The 17,015-nt window shown below is 68.4% G+C and carries 14 protein-coding genes, 1 rRNA gene and 1 riboswitch; of the genes, 3 read left to right on the top strand and 12 right to left on the bottom strand.

Annotation, left to right across the window (positions count from 1 at the left end; all coding sequences use genetic code 11):
• The first annotated feature begins 478 nt into the window (after positions 1-478).
• Positions 479-2,431 carry an APC family permease gene (locus BFN33_RS45360; protein WP_069766083.1) on the top strand — a complete coding sequence of 651 codons (1,953 nt, stop codon included), beginning with the start codon at positions 479-481 and terminating at the stop codon, positions 2,429-2,431.
• 92 nt (positions 2,432-2,523) lie between these two features.
• The gene (locus BFN33_RS45355; RefSeq protein WP_069766082.1) at positions 2,524-2,943 is read left to right on the top strand and encodes a molybdopterin-binding protein; all 420 of its coding nucleotides are present in this window, start codon (positions 2,524-2,526) and stop codon (positions 2,941-2,943) included.
• Between the two features lie 48 nt (positions 2,944-2,991).
• Here the strand turns inward: BFN33_RS45355 and gcvP are convergent, their stop codons facing one another.
• Complete coding sequence (gcvP, locus tag BFN33_RS45350) at positions 2,992-5,877, bottom strand: aminomethyl-transferring glycine dehydrogenase (RefSeq protein WP_069766081.1); 2,886 nt, start codon at positions 5,875-5,877, stop codon at positions 2,992-2,994.
• 176 nt (positions 5,878-6,053) lie between these two features.
• A riboswitch (glycine riboswitch) is annotated at positions 6,054-6,149 on the bottom strand.
• Between the two features lie 123 nt (positions 6,150-6,272).
• Between gcvP and BFN33_RS45345 the strand changes: the two genes are divergently transcribed.
• Positions 6,273-6,650: a PRC-barrel domain-containing protein gene (locus tag BFN33_RS45345; RefSeq protein WP_069766080.1), complete on the top strand. Its 378-nt coding sequence runs from the start codon at positions 6,273-6,275 to the stop codon at positions 6,648-6,650.
• Here BFN33_RS45345 and BFN33_RS45340 read toward each other — a convergent pair.
• From BFN33_RS45340 to rrf, 11 genes are all read right to left on the bottom strand, one after another.
• On the bottom strand, positions 6,566-7,993 hold the full coding sequence (locus tag BFN33_RS45340) for a DNA polymerase IV (RefSeq protein WP_079141363.1): 1,428 nt from the start codon (positions 7,991-7,993) through the stop codon (positions 6,566-6,568). The two genes, BFN33_RS45345 and BFN33_RS45340, sit on opposite strands and share 85 nt — an antisense overlap.
• 58 nt (positions 7,994-8,051) lie before the next feature.
• Positions 8,052-8,735, bottom strand: a complete 684-nt coding sequence (locus tag BFN33_RS45335) for a MerR family transcriptional regulator (protein ID WP_176742638.1) — start codon at positions 8,733-8,735, stop codon at positions 8,052-8,054.
• 263 nt (positions 8,736-8,998) lie between these two features.
• On the bottom strand, positions 8,999-9,472 hold the full coding sequence (locus BFN33_RS45330) for a bifunctional nuclease family protein (protein ID WP_004002801.1): 474 nt from the start codon (positions 9,470-9,472) through the stop codon (positions 8,999-9,001).
• Between the two features lie 77 nt (positions 9,473-9,549).
• Positions 9,550-10,287 carry a MerR family transcriptional regulator gene (locus BFN33_RS45325; protein WP_069766077.1) on the bottom strand — a complete coding sequence of 246 codons (738 nt, stop codon included), beginning with the start codon at positions 10,285-10,287 and terminating at the stop codon, positions 9,550-9,552.
• Positions 10,288-10,305: 18 nt separating this feature from the next.
• Positions 10,306-11,211 carry an FHA domain-containing protein gene (locus tag BFN33_RS50915; RefSeq protein ID WP_079141362.1) on the bottom strand — a complete coding sequence of 302 codons (906 nt, stop codon included), beginning with the start codon at positions 11,209-11,211 and terminating at the stop codon, positions 10,306-10,308.
• Positions 11,212-11,272: 61 nt separating this feature from the next.
• On the bottom strand, positions 11,273-12,103 hold the full coding sequence (locus tag BFN33_RS45315; RefSeq protein WP_069766075.1) for a DUF881 domain-containing protein: 831 nt from the start codon (positions 12,101-12,103) through the stop codon (positions 11,273-11,275).
• 5 nt (positions 12,104-12,108) lie between these two features.
• Positions 12,109-12,441: a small basic family protein gene (locus BFN33_RS45310; protein ID WP_003988855.1), complete on the bottom strand. Its 333-nt coding sequence runs from the start codon at positions 12,439-12,441 to the stop codon at positions 12,109-12,111.
• The gene (locus BFN33_RS45305; protein WP_256123048.1) at positions 12,438-13,334 is read right to left on the bottom strand and encodes a DUF881 domain-containing protein; all 897 of its coding nucleotides are present in this window, start codon (positions 13,332-13,334) and stop codon (positions 12,438-12,440) included. The genes BFN33_RS45310 and BFN33_RS45305 overlap by 4 nt, the downstream gene beginning before the upstream one ends.
• 104 nt (positions 13,335-13,438) lie before the next feature.
• A complete protein-coding gene (locus BFN33_RS45300; RefSeq protein WP_069766073.1) occupies positions 13,439-15,934 on the bottom strand; it encodes a mannose-1-phosphate guanyltransferase in 2,496 nt (831 codons plus the stop codon).
• A 114-nt stretch (positions 15,935-16,048) separates the two neighbouring features.
• Positions 16,049-16,657, bottom strand: coding sequence for a CDP-alcohol phosphatidyltransferase family protein (locus BFN33_RS45295; RefSeq protein WP_057610497.1), 609 nt, complete (start codon positions 16,655-16,657; stop codon positions 16,049-16,051).
• Positions 16,658-16,766: 109 nt separating this feature from the next.
• A 5S ribosomal RNA gene (gene rrf / locus BFN33_RS45290) occupies positions 16,767-16,883 on the bottom strand.
• Positions 16,884-17,015: the final 132 nt, after the last annotated feature.

Below are 17,015 nucleotides of genomic sequence, written 5' to 3'. Positions count from 1 at the left end.
GCGGCAATGGACGCTGAGGCAACGCTAGGTGCTCACCTCGACGACCACGAGCCCCCGCCCCTTCCGCCAGTCCGAAACATTCGATCTCTTCGGCGATCCTTACGAAACGGAACCGCACGAGGACTCCGGCCCCCCACTCACTACCAAACGGCTTGCTGACGCAGTCGTCGCCCCAAGCATGGAGCGCTGCCCCCTGCCCTCGGAACGCCGGCAGATCAGCTCCGCCCCACCTCCCCATGACGCTGCGTGTCCACCCCCGCCCGTCCGTCCGTACGGGCCCACTCGGCAGGTTCGAGCCCCACAACTGCACCGTCGCCCGGTCAGAGACTCCCGCAGACCGTCGTGGACCGAGTCTTAACGGAAGCTTGACGCCCTGGCACCCTCCATCCGTGGGCCCGGACATCACTCTCCGCTTACGCTGGTCCCGCCGTCAGCCGGGCGGCCGAACCCCGCTGTGCCGCACCGCAGGAGCCCCCCGATGGCCACCACCGAACACCCTCCGTCCAGTCGCCTGCGCTCCTGGATGCTGGAGGGCCTGTCCGACATGGGCAGGGCCGGCGGCCACACGGGCCCCCACGCCGAACCGGAACCCGCCCATCAGGGCCAGCGCTGGTGGCGGGTCATGTGCCTGACCGGCGTCGACTACTTCTCCACCCTTGGCTACCAGCCCGGCATCGCCGCCCTCGCGGCCGGCCTGCTCTCCCCCGTCGCGACGATCGTCCTTGTGATCGTCACCCTCGCGGGCGCGCTGCCCGTGTACCGCCGGGTGGCCGAGGAGAGCCCGCGCGGCGAGGGCTCGATCTCCATGCTGGAACGGCTGCTGTCCTTCTGGCAGGGCAAGCTCTTCGTCCTCACCCTGCTCGGCTTCGCCGCCACCGACTTCCTGATCACCATCACCCTGTCCGCGGCCGACGCCTCCACGCACCTGATCGAGAACCCGCATCTGACCGGCACCCTGCACGACCACAAGATGCTGATCACCCTGGTCCTGGTCGCCCTGCTCGGCGCGGTCTTCCTCAAGGGCTTCCTGGAGGCGGTCGGCGTCGCCGTCGCCCTGGTGGGCATCTACCTCGCCCTCAATGTCGTCGTGGTGCTCGTCGGCCTGTGGCACGTCATCACCGCGGGCCATGTCGTCACCGACTGGGCCAGCGCGCTGACAGCCGAGCACGGCAACATCTTCGTGATGATCGGCGTGGCCCTGATCGTCTTCCCCAAGCTCGCCCTCGGCCTCTCCGGCTTCGAGACCGGCGTCGCCGTCATGCCGCACGTCAAGGGCGACCCCGACGACACCGAGGAGGATCCCAGGGGCCGGATCCGCGACACCAAGAAGCTGCTCACCACCGCCGCCATCGTGATGAGCGTCTTCCTGATCGCCACCAGCTTCATCACCACCCTCCTCATCCCCGAGAAGGACTTCGAGTCGGGCGGCCCGGCCAACGGCCGTGCCCTGGCCTACCTCGCCCACCACTACCTCGGTGGCGTCTTCGGCACGGTCTACGACGTCTCGACCATCGCCATCCTGTGGTTCGCCGGCGCCTCCGCGATGGCCGGCCTGCTCAACCTGATGCCGCGCTACCTGCCCCGCTACGGCATGGCCCCGCACTGGGCCCGCGCCGTGCGCCCCATGGTCGTCGTCTTCACCCTCATCGCATTCCTGGTCACGTGGATCTTCGACGCCGACGTCGACGCCCAGGGCGGCGCCTACGCCACCGGAGTGCTGGTGCTGATCAGTTCGGCGGCGATCGCGGTGACCATCGCCGCCCGCAAGGCCGGGCAGCGCAACTGGACCGTCGGCTTCGCCGTCATCTCCGCCGTGTTCCTCTACACGACCGTCGTCAACGTCATCGAACGCCCGGACGGCGTGAAGATCGGCGCCTGTTTCATCGCCGGCATCATCCTCGTCTCCCTCCTCTCCCGCCTGGCCCGCGCCTTCGAACTCCGCGTGACCGACGTGACGCTCGACAACATGGCGGAACGTTTCATCCGGGACATGGCCAGCCGCAAGATCCGCTTCATCGCGAACGAGCCCGACCAGCGCGACAAGGCCGAGTACCGCGACAAGATCGAGCAGATCCGCGAGGACAACGACATCCCCGGCGAGGACTTCGTGTTCGTGGAGGTCACGGTCCTGGACCCCTCGGAATTCGAGGCGAGCCTGACGGTCCGGGGTGAGGTCCTCCACAACCGTTACCGCGTCCTGACCCTGGAGTCCTCCTCCATCCCCAACGCCCTCGCCGCCCTCCTTCTCCACGTCCGCGACACCACCCGCTGCACCCCCCACATCTACTTCGAGTGGACCGAGGGCAGCCCCTTCGCCAACTTCCTGCGCTTCTTCCTCTTCGGCCAGGGCGAGGTGGCCCCGGTCACCCGAGAGGTCCTCCGGGAAGCGGAACCGGACCGCCAGCGCCGTCCACGAGTCCACACAGGCTGACACCGCCGCCTACCGGGGCTCGCAATCCGCCCGGAACGGCACGACCGCACACATCCCCGCCACGGCCCATCCCACGCCCTACGTTGATGCCCATGACCCTGAGCATCCGCAACCAGCTCCCAGGCACCGTCACCACCGTCGTCCCCGGCGAGGCCATGGCAACGGTCAGGATCCGCCTCGACGGCGGCCAGGACCTCACGGCCGCGATCACCCTCGATGCCGTCACTGAACTCGGCCTCGCCCAGGGCATCCCCGTACGCGCCCTGGTGAAGTCGACGGAGGTCTCCCTCGCCACCGCCCCGGTCCAGAACGTGTCCATCCGCAACCAGCTCCCCGGCACGGTCACCGCCGTCGCCACCGGAGCCGCCATGGCCACCGTCAAGATCGCTGTCGAGGGAGGCGTACTCACCTCCGCGATCACCGCGGACGCAGCGGCCGACCTCGCCCTCGTCGTCGGCTCCCCGGTCGTCGCCCTGATCAAGTCGACGGAGGTGTCACTGGCCACGGCGTAGCGGAAAGGGAAAAGGGCCCCGCCGGAACGGGGCCCTCGTCACTTCGGGTCAGTCCTCGTACGCGTCCAGCGGCGGGCACGAGCACACCAGGTTCCGGTCGCCGAAGGCCTGGTCGATCCGCCGCACCGGCGGCCAGTACTTGTCCGCGACCGACACCCCGGCCGGGAAGACGGCGTCCTCCCGCGAGTACGCGTGCTCCCACGTACCGCCCAGCGCACCGGCGGTGTGCGGAGCGTTCCGCAGCGGGTTGTCCTCGGCGGCCCACTCCCCGGAACCGACCTTCTCGATCTCCGCGCGAATGGCGATCATCGCCTCGCAGAAGCGGTCGAGTTCGGTGAGGTCCTCGGACTCCGTCGGCTCGATCATCAGCGTCCCGGCCACCGGGAACGACATGGTCGGGGCGTGGAAGCCGTAGTCGATGAGCCGCTTGGCCACATCGTCGACACTCACGCCGGTCGCCTTGGTGAGCGGCCGCAGATCGATGATGCACTCGTGCGCGACGAGTCCGCCGGGGCCGGTGTAGAGCACCGGGTAGTGCGGCTCGAGCCGCTTGGCGATGTAGTTGGCGGAGAGCACCGCCACCTGCGTGGCCCGCTTCAGCCCCTCACCACCCATGAGCCGGACGTACGCCCACGAGATCGGCAGGATCCCCGCGGAACCCCAGGGCGCCGCCGAGATCGGCCCCACGCCCGTCTCCGGGCCGGCGGCGGGCTGCATCGGGTGGTTCGGCAGATACGGCGCCAGGTGCGCCCGTACGCCGACAGGACCCACTCCCGGGCCACCGCCGCCGTGCGGGATGCAGAACGTCTTGTGCAGATTCAGGTGGGAGACGTCACCGCCGAAGTGACCCGGCTTGGCCAGCCCCACCAGCGCGTTGAGGTTGGCTCCGTCGACGTACACCTGCCCGCCGGCCTCGTGCACCTGGGCGCAGATGTCGGCGACGTGCTCCTCGAACACACCGTGCGTCGAGGGGTACGTGATCATGAGCACGGACAGCTCGTCCCGGTACTGCTCGATCTTCGCCCGCAGGTCGTCGACGTCGATCTCGCCGTCCCCGGCGGTCTTCACGACGACGACCTTCATCCCGGCCATGACGGCGCTCGCGGCGTTCGTCCCGTGCGCCGAGGACGGGATGAGACAAACGGTCCGCTGCTCGTCACCGTTCGCCCGGTGATACCCGCGCACGGCGAGCAGCCCGGCCAGTTCGCCCTGCGACCCGGCGTTCGGCTGCAGCGACACGTTGTCGTATCCGGTGACCTCGGCGAGCCGCTCCTCCAGCTCCCGGATCAGGGTCAGATAGCCCTGCGCCTGCTCGGCGGGCGCGAAGGGGTGCAGCTGCCCGAACTCGGGCCAGGTGACCGGCTCCATCTCCGTGGTCGCGTTGAGCTTCATGGTGCAGGAGCCCAGCGGGATCATGCCGCGGTCGAGCGCGTAGTCGCGGTCGGCGAGCCGACGCAGGTAGCGCAGCATCGAGGTCTCGGAGCGGTACTGGTGGAAGACGGGGTGGGTGAGGAAGTCGCCGTCGCGCAGCAGCGCGTCCGGCAGCGTCTCCTCGGTGGCCGCGTCCAGCGCTTCGATGTCGGCCTCGACGCCGAACGCGTTCCACACGGCACCCACCTGGGCGCGCGCGGTGGTCTCGTCGCACGCGACGGACACGTGGTCGGCGTCGACGAGGTGCAGGTTGACGCCGTTCCGTCGCGCGGCGGAGACGACCTCGGCGGCCCTCGCGGGCACGCGCGCGGTGAGCGTGTCGAAGTACGAGCCGTGCACGACCTCGACGCCACCGGCCGTCAGTCCCGCGGCGAGGATGGTCGCGTACCGGTGGGTCCGCCGCGCGATGCCCTTGAGCCCCTCAGGGCCGTGGTAGACGGCGTACATCCCGGCCATGACCGCGAGCAGCACCTGAGCGGTGCAGATGTTGCTGGTCGCCTTCTCCCGACGGATGTGCTGCTCACGTGTCTGCAGCGCGAGCCGGTAGGCCTTGTTCCCGTCGGCGTCCACGGACACTCCGACGAGCCGCCCGGGCAGGCTCCTCGCGAACTTCTCGTGTACGGCCATGTAGCCGGCGTGCGGCCCGCCGAAGCCCATCGGCACACCGAACCGCTGCGTGGTACCGACCGCGATGTCCGCCCCGAGCTCACCCGGCGACTTCAGCAGGGTCAGCGCGAGCAGGTCGGCGGCCACGGTCACGAGCGCGCCGAGCTCATGAGCCTGGTCGATGAGCGGCTTGATGTCGCGTACGGCCCCGGAGGCGCCGGGGTACTGGACGAGCACTCCGTTGATCTCACGTGCGGCGACCTCGGCCGGGATGCCGTCGCTGAGGTCGGCGACCACGACCTCGACACCGGTCGGCTCGGCCCGGGTCTCGATCACGGCGATGGTCTGCGGCAGGGTGTCGGCGTCGACGAGGAAGAGCCCCTTCTTGTTCTTCCCCATACGGCGGGACAGCGCCAAGGCCTCGGCCGCCGCGGTCCCCTCGTCGAGCAGCGAGGCGCCGGAGGTCGGCAGCCCGGTGAGGTCGGCGACCATGGTCTGGAAGTTGAGCAGTGCCTCGAGGCGTCCCTGCGAGATCTCGGGCTGGTACGGGGTGTAGGCCGTGTACCAGGCCGGGTTCTCCATGACGTTGCGCAGGATGACGGGCGGAGTGAAGGTGCCGTAGTAGCCGAGCCCGATCATGGAATCGAGCACCTGGTTACGGTCGGCCAGCGACCGCAGCTCGGCCAGCACCTCGGCCTCGGTGCGCCCGCCCGGCAGCTCCAGGGCATCGGCGTTCTTGATCACATCCGGCACCGCGGCGGCGGTGAGCTCGTCCAGCGAGCCGTAGCCGACCTGCGCGAGCATCTTGGCCCGCGCCTCGTGGTCAGGGCCGATGTGACGCTGCTCGAAGGGAATGCCCTGTTCGAGCTCGGAGAGCGGAATGCGATGGGCGGTCATTGCGGAGGCCTCCTGGTCTGACGCGACCTGCGAGGGGTACCCCGGCGCGGGTACCCCGACGGCCTCCCCCTCTGTCATCTCAACCTGAGAGCTTCACCGGGCCGCCCGAGGGCCGCCGGCTTTCACCGTCGGTGAGAGCGGACGCTGTCGACACCCGCTCTGCTTTCCAGAGTGACCTCGTCCGCGCGGTACGTGAGCCTGAGAGATTCCGGGGAGGATTTGCTCCTTCGGCGCCTCCGATGATGTCTGGAGAACTCTCCCGCGCGGGGTCAGCAGCCGATCGCAAGCCTACCAGCGAGGCCACAGCACGGGTCTTCGAGTGGCCGCACGCCCCGATGTGCTCTTTCGTAGTGCTTACGACCGCTTCGGATGAGTTGCGACCAAGTGGAGGGCCCGTGCAGACCGACATCGATCCGCGCAACCTGATCGGCCGCAAGGCGTTCGACCGCAACGGCACCAGGATCGGCACCGTCGACGAGGTCTACCTCGACGACGCGACCGGCGTACCGGAGTGGGCCGCCATACGCACCGGCCTCTTCTCGCGGGACGCCTTCGTCCCCCTGGGGCCGAGCGAACTGGTCGACGGCACCCTCCACGTCCCCTTCGACCGCGCCCTCATCAAGGACGCCCCCGACTTCGGCGTGGGCCGCCACCTCTCCCCCGACCAGGAACTCCAGCTCTACCACCACTACGGTCTCGACGTGTCCGCGCCGCCCCCGTTCCCCGACCGGGACTTCGGCAAGCTGGCGGGCACGGAGGACGCGGAGGCCTGAACGCCCGGCACGTCCTCCGTGAGGGGCAACGGCTCAGCAGGCTCCAGCGCAGGATCCTCGACGGAGAACGTCCGTACCCGCCCCGGCTCCGAATCCGGCGTCTCGAACCGCACGGTCACCCGCCCCAGCCCGCTCCCCTGCACCCACCCGTGCCCGTACTCGGCATGCCGCACATCGTGCCCGGCGACCCACCGCCGCTCAGCAACCGCCGTCACCTCGGGAACGGCCACGTCATCGACCTCCTCCTCGGCCGCCGACTCCACCCGCTCCCCCGCGGCCTGCGCGAACAGATCCTCCTGAGTGAAGTCGGCCAGTCCGCTCACCCCCACCCCCAGCAACCGCACACCCCCCGTGGAGTCCACGCCCTCCAGCAACCGCAGGGCAGCCTCCCGCACGACCGCCGGGTCATCGGTGGGCCCCCGCAAGGTCTCGGACCGCGTCAACGTCGAGAAGTCGTACCGCCGCACCTTCAGCACGATGGTCCGCCCCGACAGCCCGGCTCCCCGCAGCCTCCGCACACACCGGTCCGCCAGCCGCTGCACCTCCAGGCTCACCCGCACCCGGTCATGGATGTCCACGTCGTACGTGTCCTCGACCGACACGGACTTGGTCTCCCGCTCAGCGACCACGGGCCGCTCGTCGTACGCCAGCGCCATCGCGTACAGCCCGCGCCCATGGGCCTTCCCGAGCAGTCGTACGAGCTCGTCCTCGCCCGCCTCCACGATCTCGTCGACCGTATGGATCCCGGCCCGCCGCAGATGATCGCCGGTCGCCGGTCCCACTCCCGGCAGGATCCGCACCGACATCGGCCCGAGAAGCGCCCGCTCGGTCCCCGGCTCGATCACCACCAGCCCGTCCGGCTTGGCCTGCTCGGAGCCGATCTTCGCGAGCATCTTGGACGCGGCCAGCCCGACCGAGCCCGTGAGCCCCGTGACGGCCCGTATGTCCGCCCGCAGCTTCGCCCCGGCCAGCCGCGCCGACGCCTCGTCCCAGGCCGTCCCCCCGGCCTCCAGATCCACGAACGCCTCGTCCAGGCTCAGTGGCTCCACCAGCGGCGACAGCTCCCGCAGCAGCCTCATCACCTGCTCACTGATCGCCTTGTAGAACCCGAAGCGCGGCACCAGATACGCGGCGTTCGGCGCGAGCCGTCTCGCCTGGCCCATGGGCATCGCCGAGTGCACCCCGAACACCCGGGCCTCGTAGGACGCGGTGGCCACCACACCCCGCGGCCCCAGCCCGCCCACGACGACGGCCTTCCCGCGCAGACTCGGCTTGGACGCCTGCTCCGCCGAGGCGTAGAAGGCATCCATGTCGAGATGCAGGATCGTGGGCGCTTTTCTCACATGTCCGATGCTGCCCTACGCCACTGACAATGCCCCGCCCGAGAGCGTGGGGCCGGTTTCAGACCGCCCGGTTGCGCCGCCGCGCCAGCTCGTCCGCGGGGTTGTGCCCGACGAGTGTCTCCCCGGTGTCGATGCGCTCCCCGTGCAGCTGTGACAGGGCGCTCTCGACGTCCCGCCACACGACTCCCACGGCGATCCCGAAGACGCCCTGGCCGCCCTGGAGCAGCGCGTGGACCTCGTCGGGCGAGGTGCACTCGTAGACCGTGGCGCCGTCGCTCATGAGCGTCATCCGCTCCAGGTCCTGGAATCCCCGCTCACGCAGGTGCTGGACCGTGGTGCGGATGTTCTGCAGCGACACACCCGTGTCGAGGAACCGCTTGACGATCTTCAGGACGACGACGTCCCGGAAGCTGTAGAGCCGCTGTGTCCCCGACCCGTGGGCGGGCCGCACGGTCGGCTCGACGAGGCCGGTGCGCGCCCAGTAGTCGAGCTGCCGGTAGGTGATGCCGGCCGCGGCACACGCCGTAGGGCCGCGATAGCCGATCTGCTCGGACGCCATGGACGTCGCCCCTCCGCTGCTCGGCACGACCGCCGGTCGCTGCGGTGCGTGATCGGCCGCGCTGCCGTGATGGGGGTCCCCCCAACTCGAACGCAGTTGAGAGCTTGGGGGAGGGTACGGACCGCTCGCCCCGAGACTCCGTCCGGGGGCACCCCCAGCCGTACCGTCGCCGCTGCTTCTCACGCCGACCTCCGTCCTTGACCTGCCTTCTCGACGGTAGGCAGTCACCAGGGGTGCGTCAACGATCGCCACACTCGGCACGCCGAGTGATAATCACCCTAGGAGTGGTTTCCCGCACCCCACCGCGGGGAAAGGCTAGCCGAATGCGCTCCGGGCGGGCCGCAGGACGCTCTCACGCACCGGTGGCAAATGCCGGCATTTCAGTGACGACCGGACACGGCCGACCCGTCACGGACCACTGATCCGCCGGATCGGCCGCGGCTGTCTCACTGACTGCTGGTGCCGAAGTCCTCGGGGGAGATCTGGTCGAGGAACTCGCGGAACTTCTCCACCTCGTCCTCCTGCTCGTCCGGGATCGCGATGCCGGCGTCGTCGAGCACTCCGTCGCTGCCGTAGATCGGCGTCCCGGTGCGCAGGGCCAGCGCTATGGCGTCGGACGGCCGCGCGCTCACCTCGACCCCGCTGGCGAACACCAGCTCCGCGTAGAAGACGCCCTCACGCAGGTCCGTGATGCGCACTTCGGTGAGCTCCTGGCCGACCGCCTCCAGCACGTCCTTGAACAGGTCGTGGGTCAGCGGTCGTGCGGGGGCCATGCCCTGCTGCGCGAAGGCGATCGCCGTCGCCTCCCCCGGCCCGATCCAGATGGGGAGGTAGCGGTCGCCTCCCACTTCACGCAGGAGCACGATCGGTTGGTTGGAGGGCATTTCGACCCGGACACCTACGACATCGAGCTCGTTCACACAGCAACCCTAGGCCGTGCCCGGGACGTTTGGGTAGTCGGGCAGGAAACGGGGGACGATCCGGTGCCCCGCCACCCTCAGGGCAGGCGCACCCCGAGCGCGGTCTGCACGAGCGCCGCGTGCAGCTTCACCGTGAGCCCTGCGAGTTCCTTGGCGCGCGCTTCCGCGTGTGCGCGGGTCTGCGGGTTGCGGTGGCGCTTCAGCGGGGCCACGACCTGGTCCACCAGCCCGGCCTCACGATCGGCGGCGGCCTTCATCGCACGCAGATGCCGCGGCTCGATCCCGAACCGGCCGAGCTCGACGACAAGCGCGGCCACGGTGACCGCCTCGGCGTCGTAGGCCCCGTCCGGGAACGGCGTGATGAGTCCGTACGACTCCCACTCCGCCAGCTCGGACTCGTCGATCTCGGCGGCGGCGAGCAGCTCGGACCGGCCGATACGGGCCGCTGTGGGGCCTTCAGGGACCTCCAGGACCGTTTCTCCGTCCCGCTGGCGGCCGACCGTCGGCAGCGCGACGGCCTCGCCTCGCTCCATGGCGTCGAGATGCTCTCTGATCACCTTGAGCGGCAGATAGTGGTCCCGCTGCATCCTCAGGACATGGCCGAGGCGCTCGACGTCCCGGGCGCTGAACTTGCGATACCCGGAGGGAGTCCGCTGCGGCTCTATGAGGCCCTCGGACTCCAGAAAACGGATCTTGGAGATGGTGACTTCGGGGAACTCGTCGCGCAGCACGTTCAGCACCGTGCCGATGCTCATCAGCCCACTGTCCGTCGCGGCGGTGCCGTGTCCGGCACCGCCGCTCGGTGTTCGAAGCATGGACCTTCCCTGGGAGGGTCAGTAGCCCTGCTGGCTCGCGTAGAAGACCAGCCGGTACTTGCCGATCTGCACCTCGTCGCCGTTGTTCAGAGCGACCGAGTCGATCCGCTCACGGTTGACGTACGTGCCGTTGAGACTGCCCACGTCGGACACCGTGAACGTGCCGTCCTGACCGCGGCGGAACTCCACATGCCGGCGCGAGACCGTGACGTCGTCGAGGAAGATGTCGCTCTGCGGGTGCCGGCCGGCCGTGGTCAGCTCGCCGTCCAGCAGGAAGCGGCTGCCCGAGTTGGGTCCACGACGCACGACCAGGAGCGCCGAGCCCAGCGGCAGCGCGTCGACGGCAGCCTGCGCCTCCGGGGAGAGCGCCGGCATCTGCGTCTGGCCGGTGACCTCGGAGTCGTACGCCTCGAGTCCCGAGATGGAGATGGTGGATGTCGTCTCCGAGGGACGCTCGGGCACGGCCCCGGCCCGCAGCGGGGCGCCGCAGTTGGAGCAGAAGCGGCTGTTCTCCGCGTTGCGGTTACCGCACCTCGTACACACCAGGGCCGACATAGGGGAAAACCCTCCACCCGTACTTGAGGTTGACGGCTGCCCGAAACCTATGCCGCCGGACTGGGCAGGGTCAACAGACGGCACGCCCTGACCTCCGGAAATGTCGCCGCCCTGGCCGCCCACCTGGTCCCGGAACAGCGGGCGCTGGCCCTCGGCGTCGGGCTGTGCGCGGTGACGAGCGGTCGCGTTGTCGCTACCCTCTCGCGCGCTCTTGCCGAACAACTTCGCAAACAACTTCACGGGCGATTCCCCTTGACCGAAACAGACCCGCCCGTGGGGCAGGACGAACCCTGATTGAACACACCGGTTGACCCGGACATCCTCACAACGTCCGTTTCCACCAGACAGTTTCCACCACGCACCACCCATTCGGTGCGCCGACCCCCCGCAACCTCATGCCCTGGCCCGACGTCCCCCATGCACCACCGGTTCACCGGGAGGACGACCGAGCGTAGTCAGGCCGCTTCGCCGCTCGCAAGGCGTCCACGATGATCTTGTCCGACCGCTCGACGGTAACGGTGGCCTGCTCCTTCTCAAGAGTCTGCACCACGCCTCCAGGGATGTTGAGCGCCGGTTCGAGGTCCTGCGGATTGCCGATGACCTTGAAACGAAAGGGTGCGGTGATCTTGTTCCCGTCGACACTCACGCTCTTGTCCGAGTCCGACAGAAAGGTGCCCGCGACGACCCGTACGCCGTTCACCTGGATCGCCTCCGCGCCGGCCGCGCGCAGCTCCTGGATCGCGTCGAGCAGCAAGTCCGCCTCGACCGTCCCCTTGGTGTCGTCGATCGTCATCGTGATGCCCGGCCCCTGCGCGGCCACCGTGCCCGCGAGGATGCCGAGTTGCCGCTCCTTCTCGACCGTCTGCTTGCGGGCCTCCTCGGCCTGGTCGGAGCTGTTCTCCAGCTCGTCCCGCTGTTTCTCGAGGCCCTGCTTCTCGTCTTGAAGACGCTGGGTGCGGTCGTCCAGTTCATCGAGGATGCGTACGAGATCCTCCTGCCGCGCCCCCCGCAGCGCGCTGTCGCTGTCGCTGTTCGAGGCCACCTGGATGGCCAGGCCGAATCCGAGGCCGAACAACAGCACCGCGACGATGAGTTGGGCCCGGGTCACGCGCGGCGGCCACAGCCCGTTCACCAGCCGCTGACGGCCGGTGAGCCCCGGCTCCGACGCCGGGGTCTCAGTCTCCTCGGCAGGGGTCGCCGGGAGTTCCTCGGGCAGTTCCTTGCGCAGCCTGTTGCCGGGCGTCTCTTCCTGGTCGCTCATCGGCCTCACGCCCGGAAGACGTGTCGACGGATCGCCGCGGCGTTCGAGAAGATCCGGATGCCGAGCACGACGACGACACCGGTCGAGAGCTGGGCTCCCACGCCCAACTTGTCGCCCAGGAAGACGATCAACGCGGCCACGACCACGTTCGACAGGAACGAAACGACGAAGACCTTGTCGTCGAAGATGCCGTCGAGCATGGCCCGCAGGCCCCCGAAGACGGCGTCGAGCGCCGCCACCACGGCGATCGGCAGATACGGCTCGACGACCGCCGGAACCTCAGGCCGGACCAAGAGGCCGGCCACGACTCCCACGACGAGGCCCAGTACGGCGATCACGATGTGCCCTTCTCAGTTCTCGGCTCTGCTGTACGTACGATCACACTCGGTGCGGCCGGCAGCCGGAGGTCGTCCTCCACGGAGATGGCGGTCCGGATGCCGTAGTTCTCCTGCAGGGCGTGCAGATACAACCCGTCGGCACTGTCCTGGAACCTGGTGCTCAGCCGCTGCCCGTCCCCCACCGCAAGCACCGTATACGGCGGAACCAGCGGCTTGTTGTCGACCAGTATCGCGTCACCCGCGGCCCTGATCGCCGACAGCGCGGTCAGTCGCTGTCCGTTGATGGAGACGGCCTCGGCGCCCGACTCCCACAGCCCGTTCACCACTCGCTGCATGTCACGGTCGCGCACCCGCCCGGTGTCGGAGAATCCCGTCGTCTCACGCGGATTCCCGTCGCCGCCCGTGCTGGCTTCCTTGGCGTCGTTCACGACGAGTTTGACGCCCTGGCCGTGCACGTCCACCGCGCCCGACAGGATGCCCACGAGGTCGGCCTGGCCGCTGCCGCCACTCTGCTTGAGCGCCTCGCGCTGCCGCGTGCTCACGTCGCCGCGCAGCTGGTCGACGCTCTTTTCGAGCTTGTCCGCCGTCTCGGTCTCGCGGTCGATTCGGTCGATGAGCTCCTCGCGCTCCTTGGCCACGACCGGAGCCGCCACCCGCGCCTGCGCCGCCCCCACGGTGACCACGAGAGCGGCGAGGACCAGGCCGACAGCCAGCCCCAGCCTCGCCCGCAGCGTCCTGGGCAGTCCAGTGCCACCGGCCGCCTTCGTGCGGGCCGCCGCCTCGGCGTACCCGTCGTCGAGGCTGTGGTCCATGACGTTGGTGAGCAGCGACATGGAGGCGTCCGGACGCGTGTGGCGCGTGGGGGTGCTCCGAATGGGGGGCTGCTGCGGCATGCCGCACATCGTCGCACGTCGCGGCCCCTACCTCCGAATGGCCCCATCGGCGTGCCGGACAGGCCCCTTTGGGGACACCTGTCCGGCACGCGCGCGTGCGGGTCTCAGCGGCCGGCGCTGTCCACGACGGCCGACCATTCGTCCAGCAGGGCCTGCGCGGACGCGTCATCGGGCCCCTCGGCCCACAGATGGGTGACCGCTTCGGCCGGGTCCGGCAGCACCATCACCCAGCGTCCGTCGGTCTCCACGACCCGGACACCGTCGGTCGTGTCGACAAAGCGATCGCCCGCCGCCTCCACGACCCTGCGCATCACCAGTCCCTTGACGGCCCACGGAGTCGCCAGGTCCCGCTTGAGGACATGCGCCCGCGGAATCCGCGCGTCGATCTGGCTGAGCGTGAGCTGCGTCCGCGCCACCAGCCCGATCAGCCGTACGAAGGCCGCCGCACCGTCGAAGACACTGCTGAACTCCGGGATGATGAAGGCGCCCTTGCCGTCACCACCGAAGATCGTCGAGTCGTCGCGTCCGACCCGGGTGAGGTCGTCGGGCGAGGTCGTCGTCCACTCCACCTGCGTGCCGTGGTACGCCGCCACCTGCTCGGCGATCCGCGTGGTGGTCACAGGCAGCGCCACACGGCCGCTGCGCCGCTCCGCGGCGACCAGGTCGAGCATGACGAGCAGCGCCCGGTCGTCCTCGATGATCCGCCCCTTCTCGTCCACGAGGGACAGCCGCTCGCCCACGGGGTCGAACCGCACCCCGAACGCGGCCCGCGCGGACGCCACGATCTCACCCAGCCGCACCAGACCCGACCGCCGAGCGTCCGCCGTCTCCGTCGGCCTGGACTCGTCGAGCCCAGGGTTGATGGTCAGCGAGTCCACGCCGAGCTTCCCGAGCAGACTGGGCAGCACCAGACCCGCACTGCCGTTGGACGCGTCCACGACGACCTTCAGCCCGGATTCTGAAATCCCGGTGATGTCGACGTTCCGCAACAGAGAACCGGTGTACGAGTCGAAGACACTGGCAGGGAAATGCAGGTCTCCGATCTCACCGGGGAACGCACGCCGGTACTCCTGGCGCGCGAACACCCGGTCCAGCTTCCGCTGACTGCCCTGAGAAAGGTCCGCGCCTCCCCCGTCGAAGAACATGATGTCGACGGAGTCCGGCACCCCGGGCGTGGTCCGGATCATGATTCCGCCGGCGCTTCCTCGAGCGGTCTGCTGCCGCGCCACGGGCAGCGGTACGTTTTCCAGGTCGCGTACGTCGATGGCGCTTGCCTGCAGAGCGGAGATCACCGCCCGCTTCAGTGCCCGCGCGCCGCGGGAGTGGTCACGGGCGGTGGTGACGGTCGACCCCTTCTTGAGGGTCGTCGCGTAGGCGCCGGCGAGCCGCACCGCGAGCTCCGGAGTGATCTCGACATTCAGGATGCCGGAGACTCCCCGGGCGCCGAAGAGATGCGCCTGGCCCCGGGACTCCCAGATGACCGAGGTGTTGACGAAGGCGCCGGCCTCGATGGTCTTGAACGGGTAGACCCGCACATTCCCCTGAATAATCGATTCCTCGCCGACGAGGCACTCGTCACCGATGACCGCGCCGTCCTCGATACGGGCCGCGCGCATGATGTCGGTGTTCTTTCCGACGACACAGCCACGAAGATTGCTCTGCTGCCCGACATACACGTTGTCGTGCACGACGGCCTTGTGCAGAAAGGCGCCGCTCTTCACAACCACGTTCGAGCCCACCACGGTGTGCTCGCGGATCTCGGCGCCGGCCTCGACCTTCGCGTAGTCCCCGATGTACAGCGGACCACGGAGAACGGCATCGGGATGCACCTCCGCACCCTCGGCCACCCAGACGCCCGGGGAGAGCTCGAAGCCGTCGATCTCGACGTCGACCTTGCCCTCCAGAACATCGGCCTGAGCCTTCACATAGCTCTCGTGCGTGCCGACGTCCTCCCAGTACCCCTCCGCGACATAGCCGTAGACCGGCTTGCCTTCCTTCATCAGCTGCGGGAAGACATCGCCGGACCAGTCCACGGGCACATCGGCCTCGACGTAGTCGAAGACCTCGGGCTCCATGACATAGATGCCCGTGTTCACGGTGTCCGAGAAGACCTGCCCCCAGGTCGGCTTCTCCAGGAAGCGCTCGACCTTGCCTTCCTCGTCGACGATGGTGATGCCGAATTCGAGCGGATTGGGCACGCGGGTCAGACAGACGGTGACCAGCGCGCCCTTTTCCTTGTGGAAGTTGATGAGATCGGTGAGGTCGAAGTCGGTCAGGGCATCACCGGAAATGACGAGGAAAGCATCGTCCTTCAACGCCTCTTCGGCGTTCTTGACGCTTCCGGCGGTACCGAGTGGCTTCTCCTCGTTGGCATAGGAGAGCTCCATGCCGAGCTCCTCGCCGTCACCGAAGTAGTTCTTGACCAGTGAGGCCAGGAACTGGACGGTGACGACGGTTTCGTTGAGCCCATGCCTTTTGAGCAGCCGCAGAACGTGCTCCATGATCGGCCGGTTTACCACCGGCAGGAGCGGCTTGGGCATGCTCGAGGTCATGGGACGAAGGCGTGTGCCTTCGCCTCCGGCCATCACGACGGCCTTCATGTCGGAAGCGTCCTCCTTAAGAGACGACGGTCTAGCCGACTTCACCCGTCCAGATTGTCCCGCACTTTTCTGCCGGGGGCCATCGAGCCGCCACGGCCGTGCCAATGGGCGGGGTCAGTCGGCCTTGGCGTCCGCACGGACCAGGCGGCGGACTTGTACCACGTAGAGCACTCCTGCCCACCAGTACAGCGTTGTACCCCATCCTGCGAACGCCCATCCGAAAATAGCAGCGAGTGACGAGATCCATCCAGATCCGTCACTGAGCAGGAGCAGCGGGAAGGCGTACATCAGGTTGAAGGTGGCAGCCTTGCCGAGGAAGTTCACCTGCGGCGGTGGATAACCGTGACGCCTGAGGATGCCCACCATCACCAGGAGAACCAGCTCTCGCAAGAGCAGTGCAGCCGTCAACCAGATGGGCAGAATCTCGCGCCAGGTGAGACCGACCAGGGTCGAGAGAATGTAGAGCCGGTCGGCCGCGGGGTCGAGCAGCCGGCCAAGACTGCTGATCTGGTTCCAGCGTCGGGCGAGCTTGCCGTCCAGGTAGTCGCTGATGCCGCTCAGAGCGAGTACCAGCAGCGCCCAGGTGTCACTCTTCGGCCCTCCGAACTCGGGCCTGAGGATCAGCCACAGGAAGAGCGGCACCCCAACGAGCCTCGCCATGCTGAGGATGTTGGGGATGGTGAGGACCCGGTCCGTCTGGACGCGGGTCTCCTGGACCTCCACCCGGGGGCCTCCTGTGGGAAACGTGCCAACGATGCTCCCTGACCCTACCTCAACGCAAAAAAGCTCTGGCTCTTGGGCTGTGTGCCCAAGAGCCAGAGCTCTAAAAGGAGTTCGGCGGTGTCCTACTCTCCCACAGGGTCCCCCCTGCAGTACCATCGGCGCTGTAAGGCTTAGCTTCCGGGTTCGGAATGTAACCGGGCGTTTCCCTCACGCTATGACCACCGAAACACTATGAAGTTACGACCGGAAACATGACACGGTCGTTGCCTCAGAACTAACACAGTGGACGCGAGCAAATATGGACAAGCCCTCGGCCTATTAGTACCGGTCACCTCCACCCATTACTGGGCTTCCAGAT

The organism is Streptomyces sp. LUP47B (assembly GCF_001746295.1).
Taxonomy (GTDB): domain Bacteria; phylum Actinomycetota; class Actinomycetes; order Streptomycetales; family Streptomycetaceae; genus Streptomyces.
The sequence above is the reverse complement of the archived record's forward strand: the minus strand, read 5'-3'. Positions and strand labels throughout refer to the sequence as shown.